17 protein-coding genes are annotated in these 17,141 nt (G+C 39.5%); 1 reads left to right on the forward strand and 16 read right to left on the reverse strand.

The genetic code is table 11. From position 1 onward, the window contains the following. Positions 1-37 precede the first annotated feature (37 nt). The 8 genes from PBAT_RS01205 to ilvB all read right to left on the reverse strand — a co-directional run bounded on the left by PBAT_RS01205 (position 38) and on the right by ilvB (position 9,176). Entirely contained in the window at positions 38-1,141 is a 1,104-nt protein-coding gene (locus tag PBAT_RS01205; RefSeq protein ID WP_068645921.1) for an ATP-binding protein, read from the reverse strand. A gap of 232 nt (positions 1,142-1,373) precedes the next feature. After that, complete coding sequence (locus PBAT_RS01210; protein ID WP_068645922.1) at positions 1,374-1,781, reverse strand: hypothetical protein; 408 nt, start codon at positions 1,779-1,781, stop codon at positions 1,374-1,376. A gap of 226 nt (positions 1,782-2,007) precedes the next feature. Then, positions 2,008-2,547 (reverse strand): peroxiredoxin, encoded by a 540-nt coding sequence (locus tag PBAT_RS01215; protein ID WP_068645923.1) that lies wholly within the window; start codon positions 2,545-2,547, stop codon positions 2,008-2,010. Between the two features lie 150 nt (positions 2,548-2,697). Beyond that, positions 2,698-3,777 (reverse strand): 3-isopropylmalate dehydrogenase, encoded by a 1,080-nt coding sequence (gene leuB / locus PBAT_RS01220; RefSeq protein ID WP_068646350.1) that lies wholly within the window; start codon positions 3,775-3,777, stop codon positions 2,698-2,700. 228 nt (positions 3,778-4,005) lie between these two features. Then, positions 4,006-5,547 carry a 2-isopropylmalate synthase gene (locus PBAT_RS01225; RefSeq protein ID WP_068645924.1) on the reverse strand — a complete coding sequence of 514 codons (1,542 nt, stop codon included), beginning with the start codon at positions 5,545-5,547 and terminating at the stop codon, positions 4,006-4,008. A gap of 189 nt (positions 5,548-5,736) precedes the next feature. Continuing rightward, positions 5,737-6,729: a ketol-acid reductoisomerase gene (gene ilvC / locus PBAT_RS01230; protein WP_068645925.1), complete on the reverse strand. Its 993-nt coding sequence runs from the start codon at positions 6,727-6,729 to the stop codon at positions 5,737-5,739. Between the two features lie 211 nt (positions 6,730-6,940). Then, positions 6,941-7,432: an acetolactate synthase small subunit gene (ilvN, locus tag PBAT_RS01235; RefSeq protein ID WP_068645926.1), complete on the reverse strand. Its 492-nt coding sequence runs from the start codon at positions 7,430-7,432 to the stop codon at positions 6,941-6,943. A gap of 1 nt (position 7,433) precedes the next feature. Continuing rightward, positions 7,434-9,176: a biosynthetic-type acetolactate synthase large subunit gene (ilvB, locus tag PBAT_RS01240; protein WP_068645927.1), complete on the reverse strand. Its 1,743-nt coding sequence runs from the start codon at positions 9,174-9,176 to the stop codon at positions 7,434-7,436. Between the two features lie 541 nt (positions 9,177-9,717). On the opposite strand from ilvB, the gene PBAT_RS01245 reads away from it, so the two are divergent. Then, positions 9,718-10,167, forward strand: coding sequence for a GNAT family N-acetyltransferase (locus tag PBAT_RS01245; protein ID WP_068645928.1), 450 nt, complete (start codon positions 9,718-9,720; stop codon positions 10,165-10,167). A gap of 7 nt (positions 10,168-10,174) precedes the next feature. On the opposite strand, the gene PBAT_RS01250 is transcribed toward PBAT_RS01245, so the two are convergent. The 8 genes from PBAT_RS01250 to infC form a co-directional block, all read right to left on the reverse strand. Beyond that, complete coding sequence (locus PBAT_RS01250) at positions 10,175-10,540, reverse strand: hypothetical protein (RefSeq protein ID WP_068645929.1); 366 nt, start codon at positions 10,538-10,540, stop codon at positions 10,175-10,177. Between the two features lie 204 nt (positions 10,541-10,744). Beyond that, a complete protein-coding gene (locus PBAT_RS01255; RefSeq protein ID WP_068645930.1) occupies positions 10,745-11,707 on the reverse strand; it encodes an ABC transporter permease in 963 nt (320 codons plus the stop codon). Then, positions 11,708-12,787, reverse strand: coding sequence for an ABC transporter permease (locus PBAT_RS01260; protein ID WP_068645931.1), 1,080 nt, complete (start codon positions 12,785-12,787; stop codon positions 11,708-11,710). Beyond that, complete coding sequence (locus tag PBAT_RS01265; RefSeq protein ID WP_068645932.1) at positions 12,780-14,318, reverse strand: ABC transporter ATP-binding protein; 1,539 nt, start codon at positions 14,316-14,318, stop codon at positions 12,780-12,782. Before PBAT_RS01265 ends, PBAT_RS01260 begins: the two co-directional genes overlap by 8 nt. Positions 14,319-14,451: 133 nt before the next feature. Then, positions 14,452-15,489, reverse strand: a complete 1,038-nt coding sequence (locus PBAT_RS01270; protein WP_068645933.1) for a BMP family lipoprotein — start codon at positions 15,487-15,489, stop codon at positions 14,452-14,454. A gap of 324 nt (positions 15,490-15,813) precedes the next feature. Further along, on the reverse strand, positions 15,814-16,173 hold the full coding sequence (gene rplT / locus PBAT_RS01275) for a 50S ribosomal protein L20 (protein WP_068582652.1): 360 nt from the start codon (positions 16,171-16,173) through the stop codon (positions 15,814-15,816). Positions 16,174-16,203: 30 nt separating this feature from the next. Further along, the gene (rpmI, locus tag PBAT_RS01280; protein WP_068582648.1) at positions 16,204-16,404 is read right to left on the reverse strand and encodes a 50S ribosomal protein L35; all 201 of its coding nucleotides are present in this window, start codon (positions 16,402-16,404) and stop codon (positions 16,204-16,206) included. A gap of 17 nt (positions 16,405-16,421) precedes the next feature. Further along, positions 16,422-16,919: a translation initiation factor IF-3 gene (infC, locus tag PBAT_RS01285; RefSeq protein WP_068645934.1), complete on the reverse strand. Its 498-nt coding sequence runs from the start codon at positions 16,917-16,919 to the stop codon at positions 16,422-16,424. Positions 16,920-17,141: the final 222 nt, after the last annotated feature.

A 17,141-nucleotide genomic window follows, 5' to 3' on the forward strand; every position in this document is an offset into this window, starting at 1 on the left:
CATCTCCATTAACAACCAGAGACACCTCTTAAAAGTACTATTTAATATGTGGTAGTGTTATCTTGAAATGTGTTCCTTCGCCCAAATCACTATTCACGTAAATAAATCCTCCATGATTTTTTATAATTCGATAACTCACTGAAAGACCTAATCCTGTCCCAGTTTTCTTCGTCGTAAAAAAGGGATCAAACAGGCGAGCCAATATATCATGATCCATGCCTTTTCCATTATCACAGATATGGATCTCTACATTTGTGCTTACTTGTTCTACATGAATATGAATCATTCCAGCATGATTATGGCCCAAGTCTTCAATAGCATCCATTGCATTCTTAATAATATTTAATATGACTTGTTTAATTTGTTTCGAGTCAACCGATATATATAAAGGAGCTTCCCTATCTTGCAGAGTGATTTGGCAGCCATTCATCAATGCTTCGCTTTCGCTAAGAAGGACAACCTCCTTCAACAAAGATGACACATTAATAACTGACATTTGTGGCGCTGACGGCTTGGAGGAATTTAAAAACTCACTAATAATATCATTAGCTCTATCAATCTCCATCAAGATAATTCTTGCATATTCATCTTTACCCATATGTAGTAAGTGCGGTCGCAACAATTGAATAAACCCCCGAATCGCTGTTAAAGGGTTTCGAATTTCATGTGCGATCGATGCTGAGATTTTACCTAACATTGCTAGTTTATCATTCTGATATGCTGTTTCCTCTATTTGCTTATAGTCGGATACGTCCTTTGCACTCAGTAAGAAATCTCCATTCATTTGATCTCCATAAGTTAACGTAAGGAGCCAATGATTTCCCCGGTCATCACAAAATTCATGATGTCTTTTTTTATGAAAAATAGTCTCACGATATATCCTAAGCAATTTCCGTTTGTTCAAGCGGCTTAGTTGGGGATGCCGTAAGATTTCTGTTAGTGTGCACCCGATGAGGGCGACACGGGGTATCTCGAGTAGCTTGGCCATTTGTACATTAACAAACGTTAGCATTCCATCTCTGTCGAAGAGAATAATTCCACTATCAAGGTGTTCAAGTATGTTCTCATATTTATCCTTAACAAGTTGTGTTGATTGAAATGTCTGTAGTGATTTTAATAATGTTTCTTGGGTTTCACTCAACTCGATGTTCCCCCTTTTATCAAGAATGATAAATAATTATAATGCAACAGACGACTTTTTTCCATTTTTTTCATATACCAATCATAGACAGAGTCTAGGAACAACGTCAATCAGAAATACTGTCGAAAAAGATAAGATAAAGGTCTACAATACAAACTATTCAATTTTTAACATAATAAAGAGCCCTCGCACAGACGAAGGCTCTGAAGAAAACGTATTTTTTAATACGCGATTAGGCTTTATTATGAAGGCGAAGTCTTCGTTGACTCATCACAGCAAGTCTTGTCTTAAGTTCTCTCTCCCATTTCTCATCTTCCAGAGTCTTAGCTACTGCAAGCAAATCCAAAGCCATGTCTATTTGATTCTGCACGATATTTTTTGGATCCTCAGTTTCACGGTTTACTACATTCTCAAAAATAGCCTCTTCATCTTCCGTTACATAATCTTGAAAATCCACCTCAAAGGCGCCATCTCCATGTGCATACTCTGCAAGGATCTCGTATTCATTCTCTACTTTGTAATGAACTTCTACCCGATGACATACTGGACAAAAAAGTAGGGGAACATTATGGACTTGGGTGCGGTAATGCTTCAAAGTTCCTTTTGTACCAACCATACTCGCTCCACAGCAAAAACTCATTATAGTTCACCCTCCTCAGATTTCATCTATCATGATTTAAGTTATTCTTTCCCAAGGCTCACAATACCTCTTTTTTTCTTGTATATATTTTATATATATTCAACAATATTTTTAAGTTTCAAACAAATTCATTCTTTCGATAAAAACACCCCTTAACCGCCATTTAATAGCAGGTAAGGGGGGGGGATTAGTATACGTATATCAATGATTAGATTACATATTATTTTTAAAGATTTTTGTCACCAGGTTTCCAGTTCATTGCACATAGTCCGCCAGATTGTAGAGCTTGAAGAACACGGATTGTTTCTTCTACGCTACGACCTACATCGTTATGGTTAACGACTTGATATTTCAATTCGCCTTCTGGATCAATAATGAACAAACCACGAAGTGCGATACCTTCTTCTTCAATAAGGATACCGTAGTCACTAGCAACCTTTTTAGTAATATCTGAAGCCAATGGGAAGTTAATGTTACCCAATCCGTTGGAATCTTTAGGTGTAGTCAACCAAGCTTTATGACTGTGAATGGAGTCCGTACTTGCGCCCAACACTTCAGCATCTAATACTTTGAATTGACCATAAGCATCACTTAATGCTGTAATCTCAGTTGGACATACGAATGTGAAATCCAAAGGATAGAAGAACAATACAAGCCATTTACCACGATAATCGGACAAGCTCACTTTTCCGAAATCTTTACCATCTCCAGTAACAATCTCCATTGTGAAATCCGGAGCTGCCTTACCAACTAGACGTTCTGCCATGATACGAATCCCTCCTTAATATATGTAACAGAAAATATGCTATTCTCTTGTTTAAAGTGTCAAAAAACTACAATATAAATGCTATCATCCAGAGAAATCAAAGTCAAGATTAAAGCTATTTTTTATTTATAATTATTATAAATAAATAAATTATTTTTTCATTGCTGCAAGGATTAAATCACCCATTTGGCTTGTTCCAATTGCTTTACTCTTATCTACTGCGATATCGCTAGTACGATGACCTGCATTCAATACTTCAGCTACAGCTTCTTCAATTGCGCTAGCAGCATCTTCATATCCGAATGTTATGCGGAACATCAATGCGAGTGAAAGAATCGTTGCAATTGGATTGGCCAATTCTTGTCCAGCGATATCAGGTGCAGAACCATGTACCGGTTCATACAGTCCATAACTTCCTTCACCCATAGATGCGGAGGATAACATCCCGATTGATCCAGTTAACATTGCCGCTTCATCACTTAGAATATCTCCGAACATATTCTCTGTAACGATAACGTCGAAGCTAGAAGGACGACGTAGAAGTTGCATTGCACAGTTATCAACAAGGATATGTTCTAGTTCAACATCTGGATATTCCGGAGCAAGACGGTTTGCAACTTCACGCCATAGGCGGGACGTTTCAAGCACATTCGCTTTATCAACAGAAGCTAACTTCTTACGTCTTTTCTGTGCGATCTCGAAACCTTGACGGATAATACGCTCTACTTCGGTTACGTTATACACACATGTATCAACCGCTTCTTCACCTTGATCACCTTGACGTCTGAATTTCTCTCCGAAATAAATACCACCCGTTAACTCACGAACAACCATTAAGTCTGTACCTTCAAGTACTTCCGGCTTCAATGTTGATGCATCTTTCAAACAATCAAAGACAACGGCAGGGCGTAGATTTGAGAAAAGTCCTAATTCTTTACGAATAGCAAGTAATCCAGTCTCTGGGCGAAGTTCTTTTGGATTATTATCCCATTGAGGTCCTCCAACGGCTCCAAGAAGGACTGCATCTGCATTCTTACAAATATCTAATGTCTCTTGTGGAAGAGGCGTACCCTTCTGATCAATTGCGATTCCACCAAATAATGCATGCTCTGTTTCGAAGCTATATCCAAAAAGTTCTTCCGTACGTTTCAATACTTTCAATGCTTCTGCAACAACTTCTGGTCCAATTCCATCTCCGGAAATGACTGCTATTTTCTTAACTTCTGACATCATAATAATCGCTCCTCTTTATATAAAATACACTGTTTTATTTCACCTATATACTGTTGTATCATACTTTCTATTGATTTGACAAAGATATAGAATCTATGAGGTTGATAGCTTTCACCTATAAGGTATGCTATACATGCAAATAAATTCGGAATACACAAAAATGCAGGTCTAACCCATAATAATCCATGGTAGACCTGCATTTTTGTATGTAACAACCGTATATAATTACAGTTTAACATTCTCACGATTACTGAAAGTAACACGCTTTTCTATTAGTCGATTTAATGCATCAACATAAGCACGTGCACTCGCTTCTAATATGTCCGTACTCAGTCCACGCCCTTGTGCAGATACACCATTCTGGGTAAGCACAACATGTACTTCACCAAGCGCATCTTTCCCATGGGAAACTGATTTAATAGAATAATCGTCAAGTGTGACTTCTTCTAACGTAGCTTTGTCAATCGCATTATAGATCGCATCTACCGATCCGTTACCTTCTGCTTCCTCGACCAACACTTCATTCGCTTCTTTAACAATACGAACTTTAGCCGTTGGAACCGATGTATTTCCATAAGTAACATAAATCGTTTCGAGCTTAAATACTTCTACAGTATCTACAAGTTTCTCTTCAATCAGTGCAAGAAGATCATCATCGGATACTTCTTTCTTCTTATCAGCTAGGTCTTTGAATTTTGCAAAAGCCTCATTCACCTGAAGATCATCCAATTCATAACCTAAATCAATTAGCTTTTCACGGAATGCATGTCGTCCGGAATGCTTACCTAGAACAAGCTTACTTTCTTTAAGGCCAATCGATTCAGGAGTCATAATCTCATATGTCGTTTTCTCTTTTAACATACCATCTTGATGGATGCCTGACTCATGTGCAAAGGCATTAGCCCCTACAATAGCCTTATTTCCAGGAACGACCATTCCCGTTAACTTACTAACTAAGCGACTGGTACGTGCAATTTCAGACAATTGAAGCGAAGTCGTAGCATTGAAGAATGATTGGCGTGTCGCCAAAGCCATCGCTATTTCCTCAATCGCTGTATTTCCTGCTCGCTCACCAATCCCATTAATTGTGCCTTCAATTTGGTCAGCACCATTCTGAATAGCCGCTAATGTATTTGCCGTTGCCATTCCTAAATCATTGTGACAATGTGCACTCAATTGAATTTTCTCAACATCGGGTACATTTTCTTTAACAAATTTGAAGATTGCGCCATATTCGGATGGATTCAAGTAGCCCACTGTATCTGGAATGTTTACCACAGATGCACCCTCTTTGATAGCCATACCGACCATTTGAGCTATGAAATCATATTCCGTACGCCCAGCATCCTCCAAGGAGAATTCAATCTTCGAGAAATACTTACGAGCATATCGGAGCGCAGATTGTGCTGTTTCTAACACTTGTTCTTTGTCCATCCGTAGTTTGTGCTTACGGTGAATCGGTGAAGTTGCTAGAAAAATGTGAATACATGGATCTTGAGCTCCTATTAAAGCTTGACGAACAGCATCAATATCTTGCTCACGAGAACGGGAAAGACCGATGACTGTCACATCCTTAACCGCTCTTGCAACAGCATTTACTGCTGCAAGATCTCCTGGAGAAGCTGCTGGAAATCCAGCCTCCATACGATCAACACCCAATTTTTCTAATTGATGTGCAATCTCTACCTTCTCACGCGTATTCAAGTTCACACCTGGAGATTGTTCTCCATCTCTTAATGTGGTGTCAAAAATATAAATTTTCCGCATGACAGACACCTCCTTAACATATATGATTTCCTATTAAAATATCCAATGCGGCTCACGCATGTAAATGTGCACGGCCGCATTGGAATACCCTTTAAACGATATACTTTATCCCTCCAACGTCTTAAAGTACAAATGTGTCAGAGATAGAGTACTATTTACCAACATTAGTATGATTGAGATATGATTTAATTATTTCTTGCTCCAATGCATCATTTCACGTAGTTGTGCTCCAACCACTTCGATTGGATGATTTGCTTCATTACGGCGAGTAGCGTTCATGAAAGCATTGTTAGATTGGTTCTCAAGGATGAAGTCACGAGCAAATTTACCTTGTTGAATATCTGTCAATACAGCTTTCATAGCTTTCTTCGTTTCGTCAGTGATCACGCGTGGACCTGTAACATAGTCACCGTATTCAGCTGTGTTCGAGATAGAATCACGCATACTTGCCATTCCACCTTCATAAATCATGTCCACGATCAATTTCATTTCATGTAGACATTCGAAGTAAGCCATTTCAGGAGCATAACCAGCTTCAGTCAATGTTTCGAATCCTGCTTTAATTAATGCAGTAACTCCGCCACATAGAACCGCTTGCTCACCGAACAAATCAGTTTCTGTTTCTTCACGGAAAGAAGTTTCGATTACTCCTGCACGTGTACAACCAATACCTTTAGCATAAGCTAATCCGATTTCTTTAGCTTTACCTGTTGCATCTTGCTCGATTGCGATCAAACCAGGAACGCCAAATCCTTCTTCATAAGTACGACGTACCATATGACCAGGTGATTTAGGTGCTACTAGAAGTACGTCATTTCCAGCTGGAGCAACAATTTGTCCAAAATGAACGTTGAAACCATGGGAGAACATCAATGTTGCATCTGATTTAAGATTTGGTGCAATTTCGTTGTTGTATACAGAAGCTTGAGTTTCATCAGGCATAAGGATTTGAATCACATCTGCACGACGAGTTGCTTCCGCTACAGAAAGAACTTCAAAACCATCATTTTGTGCTTTTTTGAATGATTTACCTTCACGAAGTCCGATAACTACGTTCACACCACTATCACGCAAGTTCTGCGCTTGTGCATGTCCTTGGCTACCATAACCAATAACTGCCACCGTTTTTCCTTTCAATACGTTCAAATCTGCGTCTTTTTCATAATAAGTTGTAACTGCCATTTTATAAGTCCTCCTTTAATTTTAAAAGAACCCTCAATGATGATCCATAAATTGTAATAAACAAATTTTGAATTCATCTTTAAAGAACGGGTGTTTCAAAGATTCACTAAAGTGAGTGTAGACTTGTGAATCTCTCAAACGCCCGCTCTTTAAGAGAGGGCATTTATCTCATATCATTACATCACATTGTTACATGCCTTACTTTATTACATTACTTCGTGTCATTTCCTCGAGTCATTGCCGTAACACCCGTCCGAGATATCTCACGGATACCGTACGGTTTAAGCAATTCAATCATTGCATCAATTTTAGTCGTATCTCCAACTACTTGGACCATCATGCTGTGTGTACCAATATCAACAACCGATGCACGGAATGTATCTACGATACCCATAATTTCTGGACGTTCGTTTGTTTCTGATTTCACTTTAATTAATGCTAATTCACGATCAACCATAGGTTTAGATCCCAAATTAATGACCTTTATAACATCAATCAGCTTGTATAACTGCTTCTCGATCTGTTCGAGTGTTTTATCGTCACCGATCGTTACAACAACCATTCGAGATAATCCAACTTCTTCAGACTGTCCAACCGTGATACTTTCAATATTGAACCCGCGTCTTCCAAAAAGTCCAGAAACTCTTTGAAGTACGCCGGGTTGATCATTTACAAGTATGGAAATCGTATGTCTCATCGTCATATTACTCATCCCCCATCAACATTTGATCAATGGTCGATCCTTGAGTAACCATCGGATATACATTTTCGTACTTATTAACAACGAAATCCAATAGAACTGGACCTGGAGTATCAAGTGCTTCCTGCCATGCAAGCCGCGCTTCCTCTTTCGTCGTTGCCCGAAGTCCCTTAACACCATAAGCTTCCGCTAATTTAACAAAATCAGGACTGCCCGCAAGATCAATATGACTATATCGATTCTCGTAAATAAGTTCCTGCCATTGTCGAACCATGCCTAATACCTGGTTATTAATTATAACGATCTTAACAGGAATATTATTAATAGCACAAATGGCTAATTCCTGCGAACACATCTGAATTCCTCCATCTCCATTGATGGAGATAACCAAACGTTCTGGTTGAGCCATCTGTGCACCAATCGCCGACGGTAGACCATATCCCATCGTTCCAAGTCCACCTGACGTAATCCAAGATCTAGGATGATTGAACTTGTAGTATTGTGCTGCCCACATTTGATGTTGTCCTACATCCGTTGTAACAATGGCTTCACCTTTCGTCGTTTCATTCAACATCTCGATAACCCATTGAGGTTTCAATACGTCGTCTGCATCTGTATATCTGAAAGGATATTCTTGCTTCCACTGTTGAAGTTGAGTTCTCCATGCGTCCGCTTTGTCGTTATAACTCACCAACGGGTTGATCATCTCAAGAACCGTCTTCACATCTCCTACGATCGGAATATCTACCGCTACATTCTTACCGATCTCTGCAGGGTCAATATCAATGTGTACAATTTTGGCATGAGGTGCGAATCCATTTAGTTTACCTGTTACACGGTCATCAAATCGAGCACCAATATTAATCAAAAGATCACATTGTTGAATCGCATTGTTTGATGTATAGGTACCGTGCATTCCTGGCATTCCCGTCCATAACTCATGTCCGCTTGGGAATCCACCAAGCCCAAGAAGTGTAGTCGTAATTGGAATTCCAGTTCGTGTTGCGAATTCAAATAACTCTTCATGTGCCCCTGAGTAGATCACGCCTCCACCAGCAAGAATATAAGGACGTTTAGCTTCACTAATGGCCTGTGCTAACTTATCAACTTGCAACTTGTTAGGTACAGTACGTGGATTATAACCTCTAACATTGAACTCTTCAACCGGTTTAAATAGCGTCTTCGCTGCCGATACATCCTTAGGAATATCAATCAACACTGGACCTTTACGTCCTGTATTCGCGATATGGAATGCTTCATGAATCACTCGAGGTAAATCTTCCACATCTCTTACCAAGTAGCTGTGCTTAGTTATTGGCATCGTAATTCCGGTAATATCTGCTTCTTGGAAAGCATCCGTTCCGATTAAAGTTGTAGCTACATTCCCCGTGATAACTACCATAGGTACAGAATCCATATATGCTGTAGCAATTCCTGTAACTAGGTTTGTTGCTCCAGGTCCAGAGGTTGCAATACAGACACCTACTTTACCGCTAGCTCTTGCATATCCATCTGCCGCATGTATTGCTCCCTGTTCATGACGCGTCAATAGGTGCTTGAAATCATCGAAGCCATACATAGCATCATAGATATACAGTACAGCTCCACCAGGATAACCAAACACACAATCTACACCCTCCAATAGAAGGCTGCGTAGCAATACTTCCGAGCCAGTAATGACTTCCGGTTTCATCCATTTCTCTCGTAATTGCTCTGTTGACGTCTGCTTTGGAATTTGCTCGTTCATCAGTCATCCCCCTCTCAAGATTACACCTATTACAATATTTCGGAACAAAAAAAACCTTCGTCCTTCACAACAGACTTATCTCTGTGTGAGGGACGAAAGTTTATATCTTCCGTGGTACCACCCAAGTTTGCTTTAAGTTTCACAACAAAAAGCCTTATCAAGTATAATTTCTTATACCTGTGGTCTATAACGTGGACCAATCGATTTTCCCTAGTAGGCACTAATGCTTTTCAGGAAAACAGCTCAGAGGTGAGCTCGTATAAAAGGGATTTTGGTGGAGGTTGCAGCAAATCCTCTCACTCTCTGTACTAAGAGCCCTTAAAACTTCGTCCTCTTCATTGCCGATGACATAATTTAGTCGTTAAAATGTTACATGTATTATATGATCCATCCACCACTATAGTCAATACCCTTATTTTAAATTTATTTATGAATGAATTTTTCTTCATAGTATTTTGTTTCCAAATTATAGCACACAGTCTCCCCTATAACACATATGATGCAATAAATTTACTGACTAGTGAGGGGAGGAATTACCTGCATGATCCGTTACAGAAGACCCAAACAGGATGATTCCACTATTATACAATTAATTGAATCTGAACTTGTACCATTATCAAGTATGGATGAAAAACAAATCTTAGATATAAAAAAAGATCTACCTAAACGCTTAACAAACGGCGTTACGCTAGTAGCTTCACCATATTATGAGGGGGATGCCGTAGGATTTGTCCATTTCATGTTACACGGTGACTTATTGTATATCGATATGTTGGCCGTTGCACCCGCTGCACAGCGCAAGCGTTGGGGAAACTTGTTAATGGTTCAAGCAGAGCGATTCGCGCTGTCTCGCGGATGCAAACGATCCAAAGTCATGGTAGATACCATCAATACAATCGGACTTACCTTTTATAAAAAATTGGGATATACGCCCACTCGTATCCATCCAACCAGTAAAATATATGAACTAGAAAAGCAACTGCAGGTATAATCAGAATTTAGAAGAATCCTCCGTAAGGTGGATACCCTCCGGCATAGGGGCTACCATAATTTCCATACGCATTTCCGTATTGATTTCCGTATTGATTTCCGTATGCATTAGGTGCTACTTTGGGTCCACCAAAACCACCATATCCTAAACCACCAGTAACATAAGGCGCTGTTCCAATCGCCAACAAGTCAAATAACACCAACGGAATAATGGCTTTAATCTGTACTTTCTTTCCAGTATTTCGTTGCATAATGAGACGATTTCCGGAAATTCTCAGCAGTTTTCCAGAAACAAGCGTACCATCCTTTTTAGTTGCAGTGATATTCTTCCCTATCCATTTACGTGCTTGACTCTTCGTAACCGAGTGCTTCATGTTCTCCCTCCTCCTTATCGTTCAAATACAATGTATTCTAGGGATTGACCTATCGCTTGTTCATTAGCCCTATACAATGCCCAAGTAACTGATAATGGGTACAGAGACTCTACAAAAAGTCCTGCTCTAAATTCTATATATTGAAATACAAAACACCACACCCCTTCAAAGGAGTGTGGTGTTTTGTATTTCAACTTCTAGACTTTAACGTTTACCCGGATCGTAAGGTTCACCTAACGCCGAAGGTGCAGAGGACCTTCCAACTGCAGCTACTAGTACAACAATCGTTAATACATATGGGAGCATGTAAATGAAATCTTGAGGGATATTACTTGCCCAATCAAATAACTGAAAATAACTACCCATAGCTTGAAAGAGACCAAATAACACAGCAGCTCCAAGAGCCCCAATTGGATTCCATTTCCCAAAAATCATCGCAGCGATAGCGATAAATCCTTGACCTGAAATCGTATTATGAGCAAACATACTCGTCGTGGTTAATGTGATTGTTGCACCACCAAGAGCTGCCAAGGCACCACTCATCATGACTCCGGTATAACGCATACGACTCACTTTAATACCCATCGTATCCGCAGCACTAGGATGCTCTCCTACTGCACGTAAACGCATGCCAAACGTTGTCTTAAACAGAACGTAATACGATACAAATACCAAAATAACTGCTAAATATGTTGTTGGGTAATGATGAAATAACACTTCCCCAATAAAAGGAATATCAGACAAACCGAAAAAATTAGTCTTCCGGAAGACTTCTTGTAACAGCGGCGTTTCTCCTTCACCGTTAAAGAGAAGTCTAACTAAATACAATGTGCTTCCAGCAGCTAAAAAGTTAATAACGATACCACTGATCGTTTGATCTGCTTTAAAGGTTATCGAAGCTACTGCATGTATCAGAGACGCAATGATACCCATTACAACCGCCGCTAATAATCCAATATATGGAGATGCAGCACCCATGCCTGCACCCTCAGCATAATAAGTTCCTACGGCAGCAGCAAAAGCTCCAAAGACCATAAGCCCTTCAAGACCAATGTTAACTACGCCGGAACGTTCTGAGAAGATACCTCCCATAGAAGCAAAGATAAGTGCTGTAGAGAACACCAGCGTTGTGTTGATGAGTTGGCCAATCGTTGTTATCCAGTCCATTTACAACACCTTCTCTTTCTTACGTTTGAGGTATAAAGGCTTAAGTACCCAGCGTACAATTCCTTGAGCAGCAATAAAGAATATAATGGAACCAATCACAATTCGAATGATTTCAGGAGGAACTCCCGCACCGAAACTCATACCCGATGAACCGGAAGTCAATGTTCCAAAGAGAGCAGCACCCATTATCGTCCCGAACGGATGATTCATACCAATCAATGCTACCGCAATACCATCAAATCCAATACCTGGTGATCCTGTGAATATATCTTGATAATGGAAGACCCCAAGTACCTGAAAAGCACCGCCAAGACCAGCAAAAACACCACTGATGAACATAGCCTTCACGATATTCCCCTTCACATTCATACCTGCGTACTCCGCTGCATTTGGATTGTGTCCTACAGCTCTAAGCTCATAACCCTGTTTACTCTTCCACATATATATATAAAAGAACACAGCAGCTAAAACCGCTAGCAAGGTACCCATATGCATACGTGCATTATCCATCAACATAGACAATCCTTGAAGCGAAATCGATGCTGTCGGTTGAATATCTACTGATTTCTGTTGACCCTCCTGAAGCAAAAAGGTTCTCACAATATAATTACTGAAATACAAAGCCGTCCAATTCAGCATAATCGAGACAATAACTTCATTTACGCCACGTTTCGCTTTTAGATAACCAACAATACCTGCCCACAAACCACCACATAAACCTCCAGCGATGATTGCTAGGGGGGCATGAATCAAAGCAGGTAACCCTGTAATCTTAATCCCTATAATGGATGCAGCTGTCATTCCAATGAGAAATTGTCCTTCTGCACCAATATTGAATAGACCTGCACGAAAAGCAAAAGCTACTGCGAGACCTGTCATGATAAGAGGTGTGATTTCACGAATCGTCTCACCAAAACCATACGAGTCTCCAAATACAGATGTAAATAATGAACTGTATGCAAGTATCGGGTCATATCCACCTGCAAGCATAATCACCGCACCTACAATAAGCCCAAATATCACGGCAACCACAGGAATAATGATACTATCAAGCGTAAATATTTTCATCAATTTATTCATGTTGCTTACCTCCCGATGTACTACCAGACATCATTAAACCTAACTCTTGATCATTTGTCTGTTCAGGCAGTACTTCTCCGACAATTCGACCTTCATAGATCACGACAATTCTATCTGCTACATTCATAATTTCATCTAATTCAAAAGATATAAGTATGACAGCTTTCCCTTGATCTCTTTGAGAGATTAGTTGTTGTTGTACGAACTCGATCGCCCCTACATCTAAACCACGTGTAGGTTGAGCTGCAATTAGAAGTTCTGGTTTTTTATCTATTTCCCGGGCTATAATCGCCTTTTGTTGATTACCACCAGATAACGATCTTGCCTTAGTCTCTATACTTGGTGTTCGCACATCGAATGCTTCAATTAATTTCTTTGCTTGCTTATCAATTTCTTGTTGATTTAAGAAACCACCTTTATTAAATGGCGCCTTATAATATGTTTCCAGAACCATATTCTCACTCATCGAGAAATCTAGAACTAGCCCATGTTTATGGCGATCTTCTGGGATATGAGATACGCCTTGTTCTGACACAAATCGCGGGGTACGATTCGTGAGGTCCAACCCCTTCATTGTCACTGAGCCACTATCCACTTTGCGTAAACCCGTTAAAGCCTCAATAAGTTCACTTTGTCCATTGCCATCAACGCCCGCAACACCAAGTATTTCACCTGCTCTTACATCCAAAGACAATCCATCGAGAACAGAGACACCCTCTTTATTCTTCAACATCAGATCTCGAACTTCTAGAATTGCTTCTCCTGGGGTAGCAGCTTTTTTGTCAATTTTGAAAGAAACATTTCGGCCGACCATTTTTTCAGCTAACGTATTGGGATTTGTTTCAGATGTCTTCAATGTATCTACGACTTTACCACGCCGTATAATCGTTACTGCATCAGAAATATGCATAATCTCTTTAAGCTTATGTGTGATCAAAATAATAGATTTACCTTCATCTACCAATCGTCTCATAATAGACATAAGGTCTGTGATTTCCTGTGGCGTTAATACCGCAGTTGGTTCATCAAATATAAGAATATCTGCACCACGATATAGGGTTTTCAATATTTCAACTCTTTGTTGCATACCAACCGAAATTTCAGAAACTTTAGAATTAGGATCTACTTTCAAACCGTATTGATCAGATAAGCTTTTGATCTTTGCAGTTGCTGTCTTATAATCAAGATGAAATCCTAATTTTTTGGGCTCCATACCTAAAATAATATTCTCTGTTACTGTAAAGGGTTGTACAAGCTTAAAATGCTGATGCACCATGCCAATGCCCAGTTCAATTGCCTTATTCGGATTATCGATACTGACAGGTTTACCTTTTATTTCAATACTTCCTTCATCAGGTTGGTATAATCCAAATAGGATATTCATTAGTGTGGATTTCCCCGCACCATTCTCCCCCAGCAGCGCATGGATTTCTCCCTTATGCAACTTCAGACTAATAGAATCGTTGGCAACAATGCCGGAAAATCGCTTTGTAATTTGCTTTAGCTCCACGACTGGGTTTGCTGCATCCATGTTATCACCCTTATACTTTATTTAAAGTCTCGTCCAAATGAAAGGCTTACAGATAAGAACAAGGCCAGTCATAATAACTAGCCTTGTCATTTGTAAACTTCATTTTTTTTGTTAGTGATCGTTAAAGATTCGACTATTTTTTTGTAACATCTTGCGGAACTTTAACTTCTCCGCTAATAATCTTAGTTTTATATTCTTCTACTAATGCTAACACATCAGCAGGCACATTCTTATCAGATGTTTTAGCAATACCTACGCCATCATCTTTTAGACCAAGTTCAACTGTTCCACCTTTGAATGTACCATCAATAACTTCTTTGGACACTCTTTGAACAGCTGCATCAACACCCTTAACCATCGATGTCAAAGTAACTTCATCCCCAAATTCTAACGATTGGTCTTTATCTACACCGATAACCCAAACCTTCTCACCGTTTTTAACACGTGCAGTTGCTTCGTTAAATACGCCTGTTCCAGTTGCACCAGCCGCATGGAAAACGATATCCACGCCAGAATTATACATATTAGATGCGATGACTTTACCTTGGTCTGGCTTATCAAATGCACCAGCATAAACATTATCTACTTTAATATCAGGATTCACAGCAGCTACGCCTGCATTAAATCCAGCTTCGAAACGTGTAATAACTGGAATTGGCGCTCCACCTACGAATCCAACTTTACCTGTTTTTGTCATTTTAGCTGCTACAACACCAACCAAAAATGCACCTTCATGCTCAGAGAAAGTAACCGATTGAACGTTTGGTGAATCTACTACAGCATCAATAATAGCAAGCTTAGCATCTGGGTTCTGATCTGCTACAGTTTTGATATCTGCACCAAGATCGAATCCAATTCCCCAAGTAAGCGCATATCCGCCTTTAACATACTTGTTAAGGTTAGGTGTGTAATCTGCTTTACTCTTACTTTGTAGGTATGTTGCTTTTGCACCTGTTTCCTTTTCAATAGACTTAAGTGCTTCCCATGCAGATTGGTTAAAGGATTTATCATTAACTCCACCGACATCAGTAACCATTCCGATTTTCATATCTGATTTAGCACCACCAGTAGCTGTTTCACCCGCTGGCTTTTCCTCATTCTTACCACAACCAGCTAAAACTACGGATAAAGATAATGCCAACACAAGTGATGCATTAAGTATTTTTTTCATTTTCTATTTTCCCCCTTAAGAATTTATCCCTAACAATTGAAGGGATCTTCAATGAACAAATTATACAATCTAAAAGTGATAAAATCCAGTAAATCGCTCACGCAATGTCAACTTATTTAAATAAATTTCATTAAGAAAACGCTTTATCGATTTAAAACATACAAGCGTTACTGAATAGGTGTTATATTATGTAACACGGAATCATTTATTCCGTTAGCTTTAATCCCATAAAACAATAGGTTTTTGATTCCACTTTACTCATACTATTTCCATTATCCCAAGAAAAAAACCGCCATAAGCTAGCGGTTTTATTAGTACAATAACTTAAGCATTAATTTTTTCTTTAGCAACAGCTGCGATAGAATTAAATGCGTTGATATCATGAACAGCCAAATCAGCAAGCATCTTACGGTTAATATCTACACCAGCTAATTTCAAGCCGTGCATTAATTTATTGTAAGACAATCCATTCATACGTGCTGCAGCATTAATACGTACGATCCATAGTCTACGGAAATTACGTTTAGTCTGACGACGGTCACGGTATGCATAAACCAATGATTTCATTACTTGTTCTTTTGCTGTTTTAAAAATACGGTGTTTGGAACCGAAATAACCTTTAGCGAGTTTCAATACTTTCTTATGTCTACGACGAACGACAAATCCGCCTTTTACTCTTGCCATATTAGTAAACCTCCCAATAATTGTTGTTAACTATCTCAAGTTAGATAAGCCTTGTTTTAGACGTTTAACGTCTCCTGGTGCCATCGTCGGGTTCGTGCCAAGCACACGTTTTTGACGTTTGGATTTATGTGATAAAAGATGGTTTTTGAATGCTTTATAGCGCATAACTTTACCTGTTCCAGTAATTTTAAAGCGGCCTTTAAGACTGCTATGTGTTTTCATTTTAGGCATTATAGTTCCTCCTCGGATTATTGAGCTTTAGGAGCCAATATCATAATCATACTGCGACCTTCAAGCTTCGGAAAGCGTTCTACAGCGGAATGCTCTGCTACTTCTTCTCTCACGCGTTCCAGAATCTTCTGTCCAATGCTTGCGTGTGCAATTTCACGTCCACGGAAACGTACAGAGCATTTAACCTTGTCGCCCTCTTTTAAGAACTTAACGACGTTGCGAAGTTTAGTCTGGTAGTCATGTTCATCAATGTTTGCTCGGAACCATACTTCTTTGGTATCCACGATCTTCTGGTTCTTACGAGCTTCTTTGTCTTTCTTCTGCTGCTCATAGCGGAACTTGCCGTAATCCATGATGCGGCACACTGGCGGTTTTGCCTGAGGCGCTACATTTACCAAATCGAGATTAAGATCCGTTGCCATCTGCAGCGCTTCACGAATCGGAGTAATTCCGATTTGTTCACCTTCTGCACCCACCAGGCGAACTTCTTTCGCCCGAATTTCGTCATTGATCATATGTTCCTTACTGATAACCGTCCACCTCCAAATTGATTCATTTCGCAATCTGTAAAACAAATAAAGGGATGCTGGTTCAATCTACCAGCATCCCTTTTGATCAATTCTTCATGAAATATCCCATTCATAAATCACTGGATCAAATACCAGCCAACTAATCTTACATTGGTCAGGTGAGAAGCCGGTGCTTCTGCTTAAATCCAAATATTCATTTAACATGCT

It is taken from the genome of Paenibacillus antarcticus (assembly GCF_001637225.1).
Lineage (GTDB): Bacteria > Bacillota > Bacilli > Paenibacillales > Paenibacillaceae > Paenibacillus_AQ > Paenibacillus_AQ antarcticus.

What these genes read in the sequence shown, in the direction of transcription:
- ilvC (WP_068645925.1), bottom strand. Translation starts at nt 6,729, where the DNA reads ATGGCAGTTACAACTTATTATGAAAAAGACGCAGATTTGAACGTATTG.
- infC (WP_068645934.1), bottom strand. Translation starts at nt 16,919, where the DNA reads ATGATCAATGACGAAATTCGGGCGAAAGAAGTTCGCCTGGTGGGTGCA.
- PBAT_RS01225 (WP_068645924.1), bottom strand. Translation starts at nt 5,547, where the DNA reads ATGCGGAAAATTTATATTTTTGACACCACATTAAGAGATGGAGAACAA.
- PBAT_RS01210 (WP_068645922.1), bottom strand. Translation starts at nt 1,781, where the DNA reads ATGAGTTTTTGCTGTGGAGCGAGTATGGTTGGTACAAAAGGAACTTTG.
- PBAT_RS01245 (WP_068645928.1), top strand. Translation starts at nt 9,718, where the DNA reads ATGATCCGTTACAGAAGACCCAAACAGGATGATTCCACTATTATACAA.
- PBAT_RS01270 (WP_068645933.1), bottom strand. Translation starts at nt 15,489, where the DNA reads ATGAAAAAAATACTTAATGCATCACTTGTGTTGGCATTATCTTTATCC.
- PBAT_RS01255 (WP_068645930.1), bottom strand. Translation starts at nt 11,707, where the DNA reads ATGGACTGGATAACAACGATTGGCCAACTCATCAACACAACGCTGGTG.
- ilvN (WP_068645926.1), bottom strand. Translation starts at nt 7,432, where the DNA reads ATGACGATGAGACATACGATTTCCATACTTGTAAATGATCAACCCGGC.
- ilvB (WP_068645927.1), bottom strand. Translation starts at nt 9,176, where the DNA reads ATGAACGAGCAAATTCCAAAGCAGACGTCAACAGAGCAATTACGAGAG.
- PBAT_RS01215 (WP_068645923.1), bottom strand. Translation starts at nt 2,547, where the DNA reads ATGGCAGAACGTCTAGTTGGTAAGGCAGCTCCGGATTTCACAATGGAG.
- PBAT_RS01260 (WP_068645931.1), bottom strand. Translation starts at nt 12,787, where the DNA reads ATGAATAAATTGATGAAAATATTTACGCTTGATAGTATCATTATTCCT.
- rplT (WP_068582652.1), bottom strand. Translation starts at nt 16,173, where the DNA reads ATGGCAAGAGTAAAAGGCGGATTTGTCGTTCGTCGTAGACATAAGAAA.
- rpmI (WP_068582648.1), bottom strand. Translation starts at nt 16,404, where the DNA reads ATGCCTAAAATGAAAACACATAGCAGTCTTAAAGGCCGCTTTAAAATT.
- PBAT_RS01250 (WP_068645929.1), bottom strand. Translation starts at nt 10,540, where the DNA reads ATGAAGCACTCGGTTACGAAGAGTCAAGCACGTAAATGGATAGGGAAG.
- PBAT_RS01265 (WP_068645932.1), bottom strand. Translation starts at nt 14,318, where the DNA reads ATGGATGCAGCAAACCCAGTCGTGGAGCTAAAGCAAATTACAAAGCGA.
- leuB (WP_068646350.1), bottom strand. Translation starts at nt 3,777, where the DNA reads ATGTCAGAAGTTAAGAAAATAGCAGTCATTTCCGGAGATGGAATTGGA.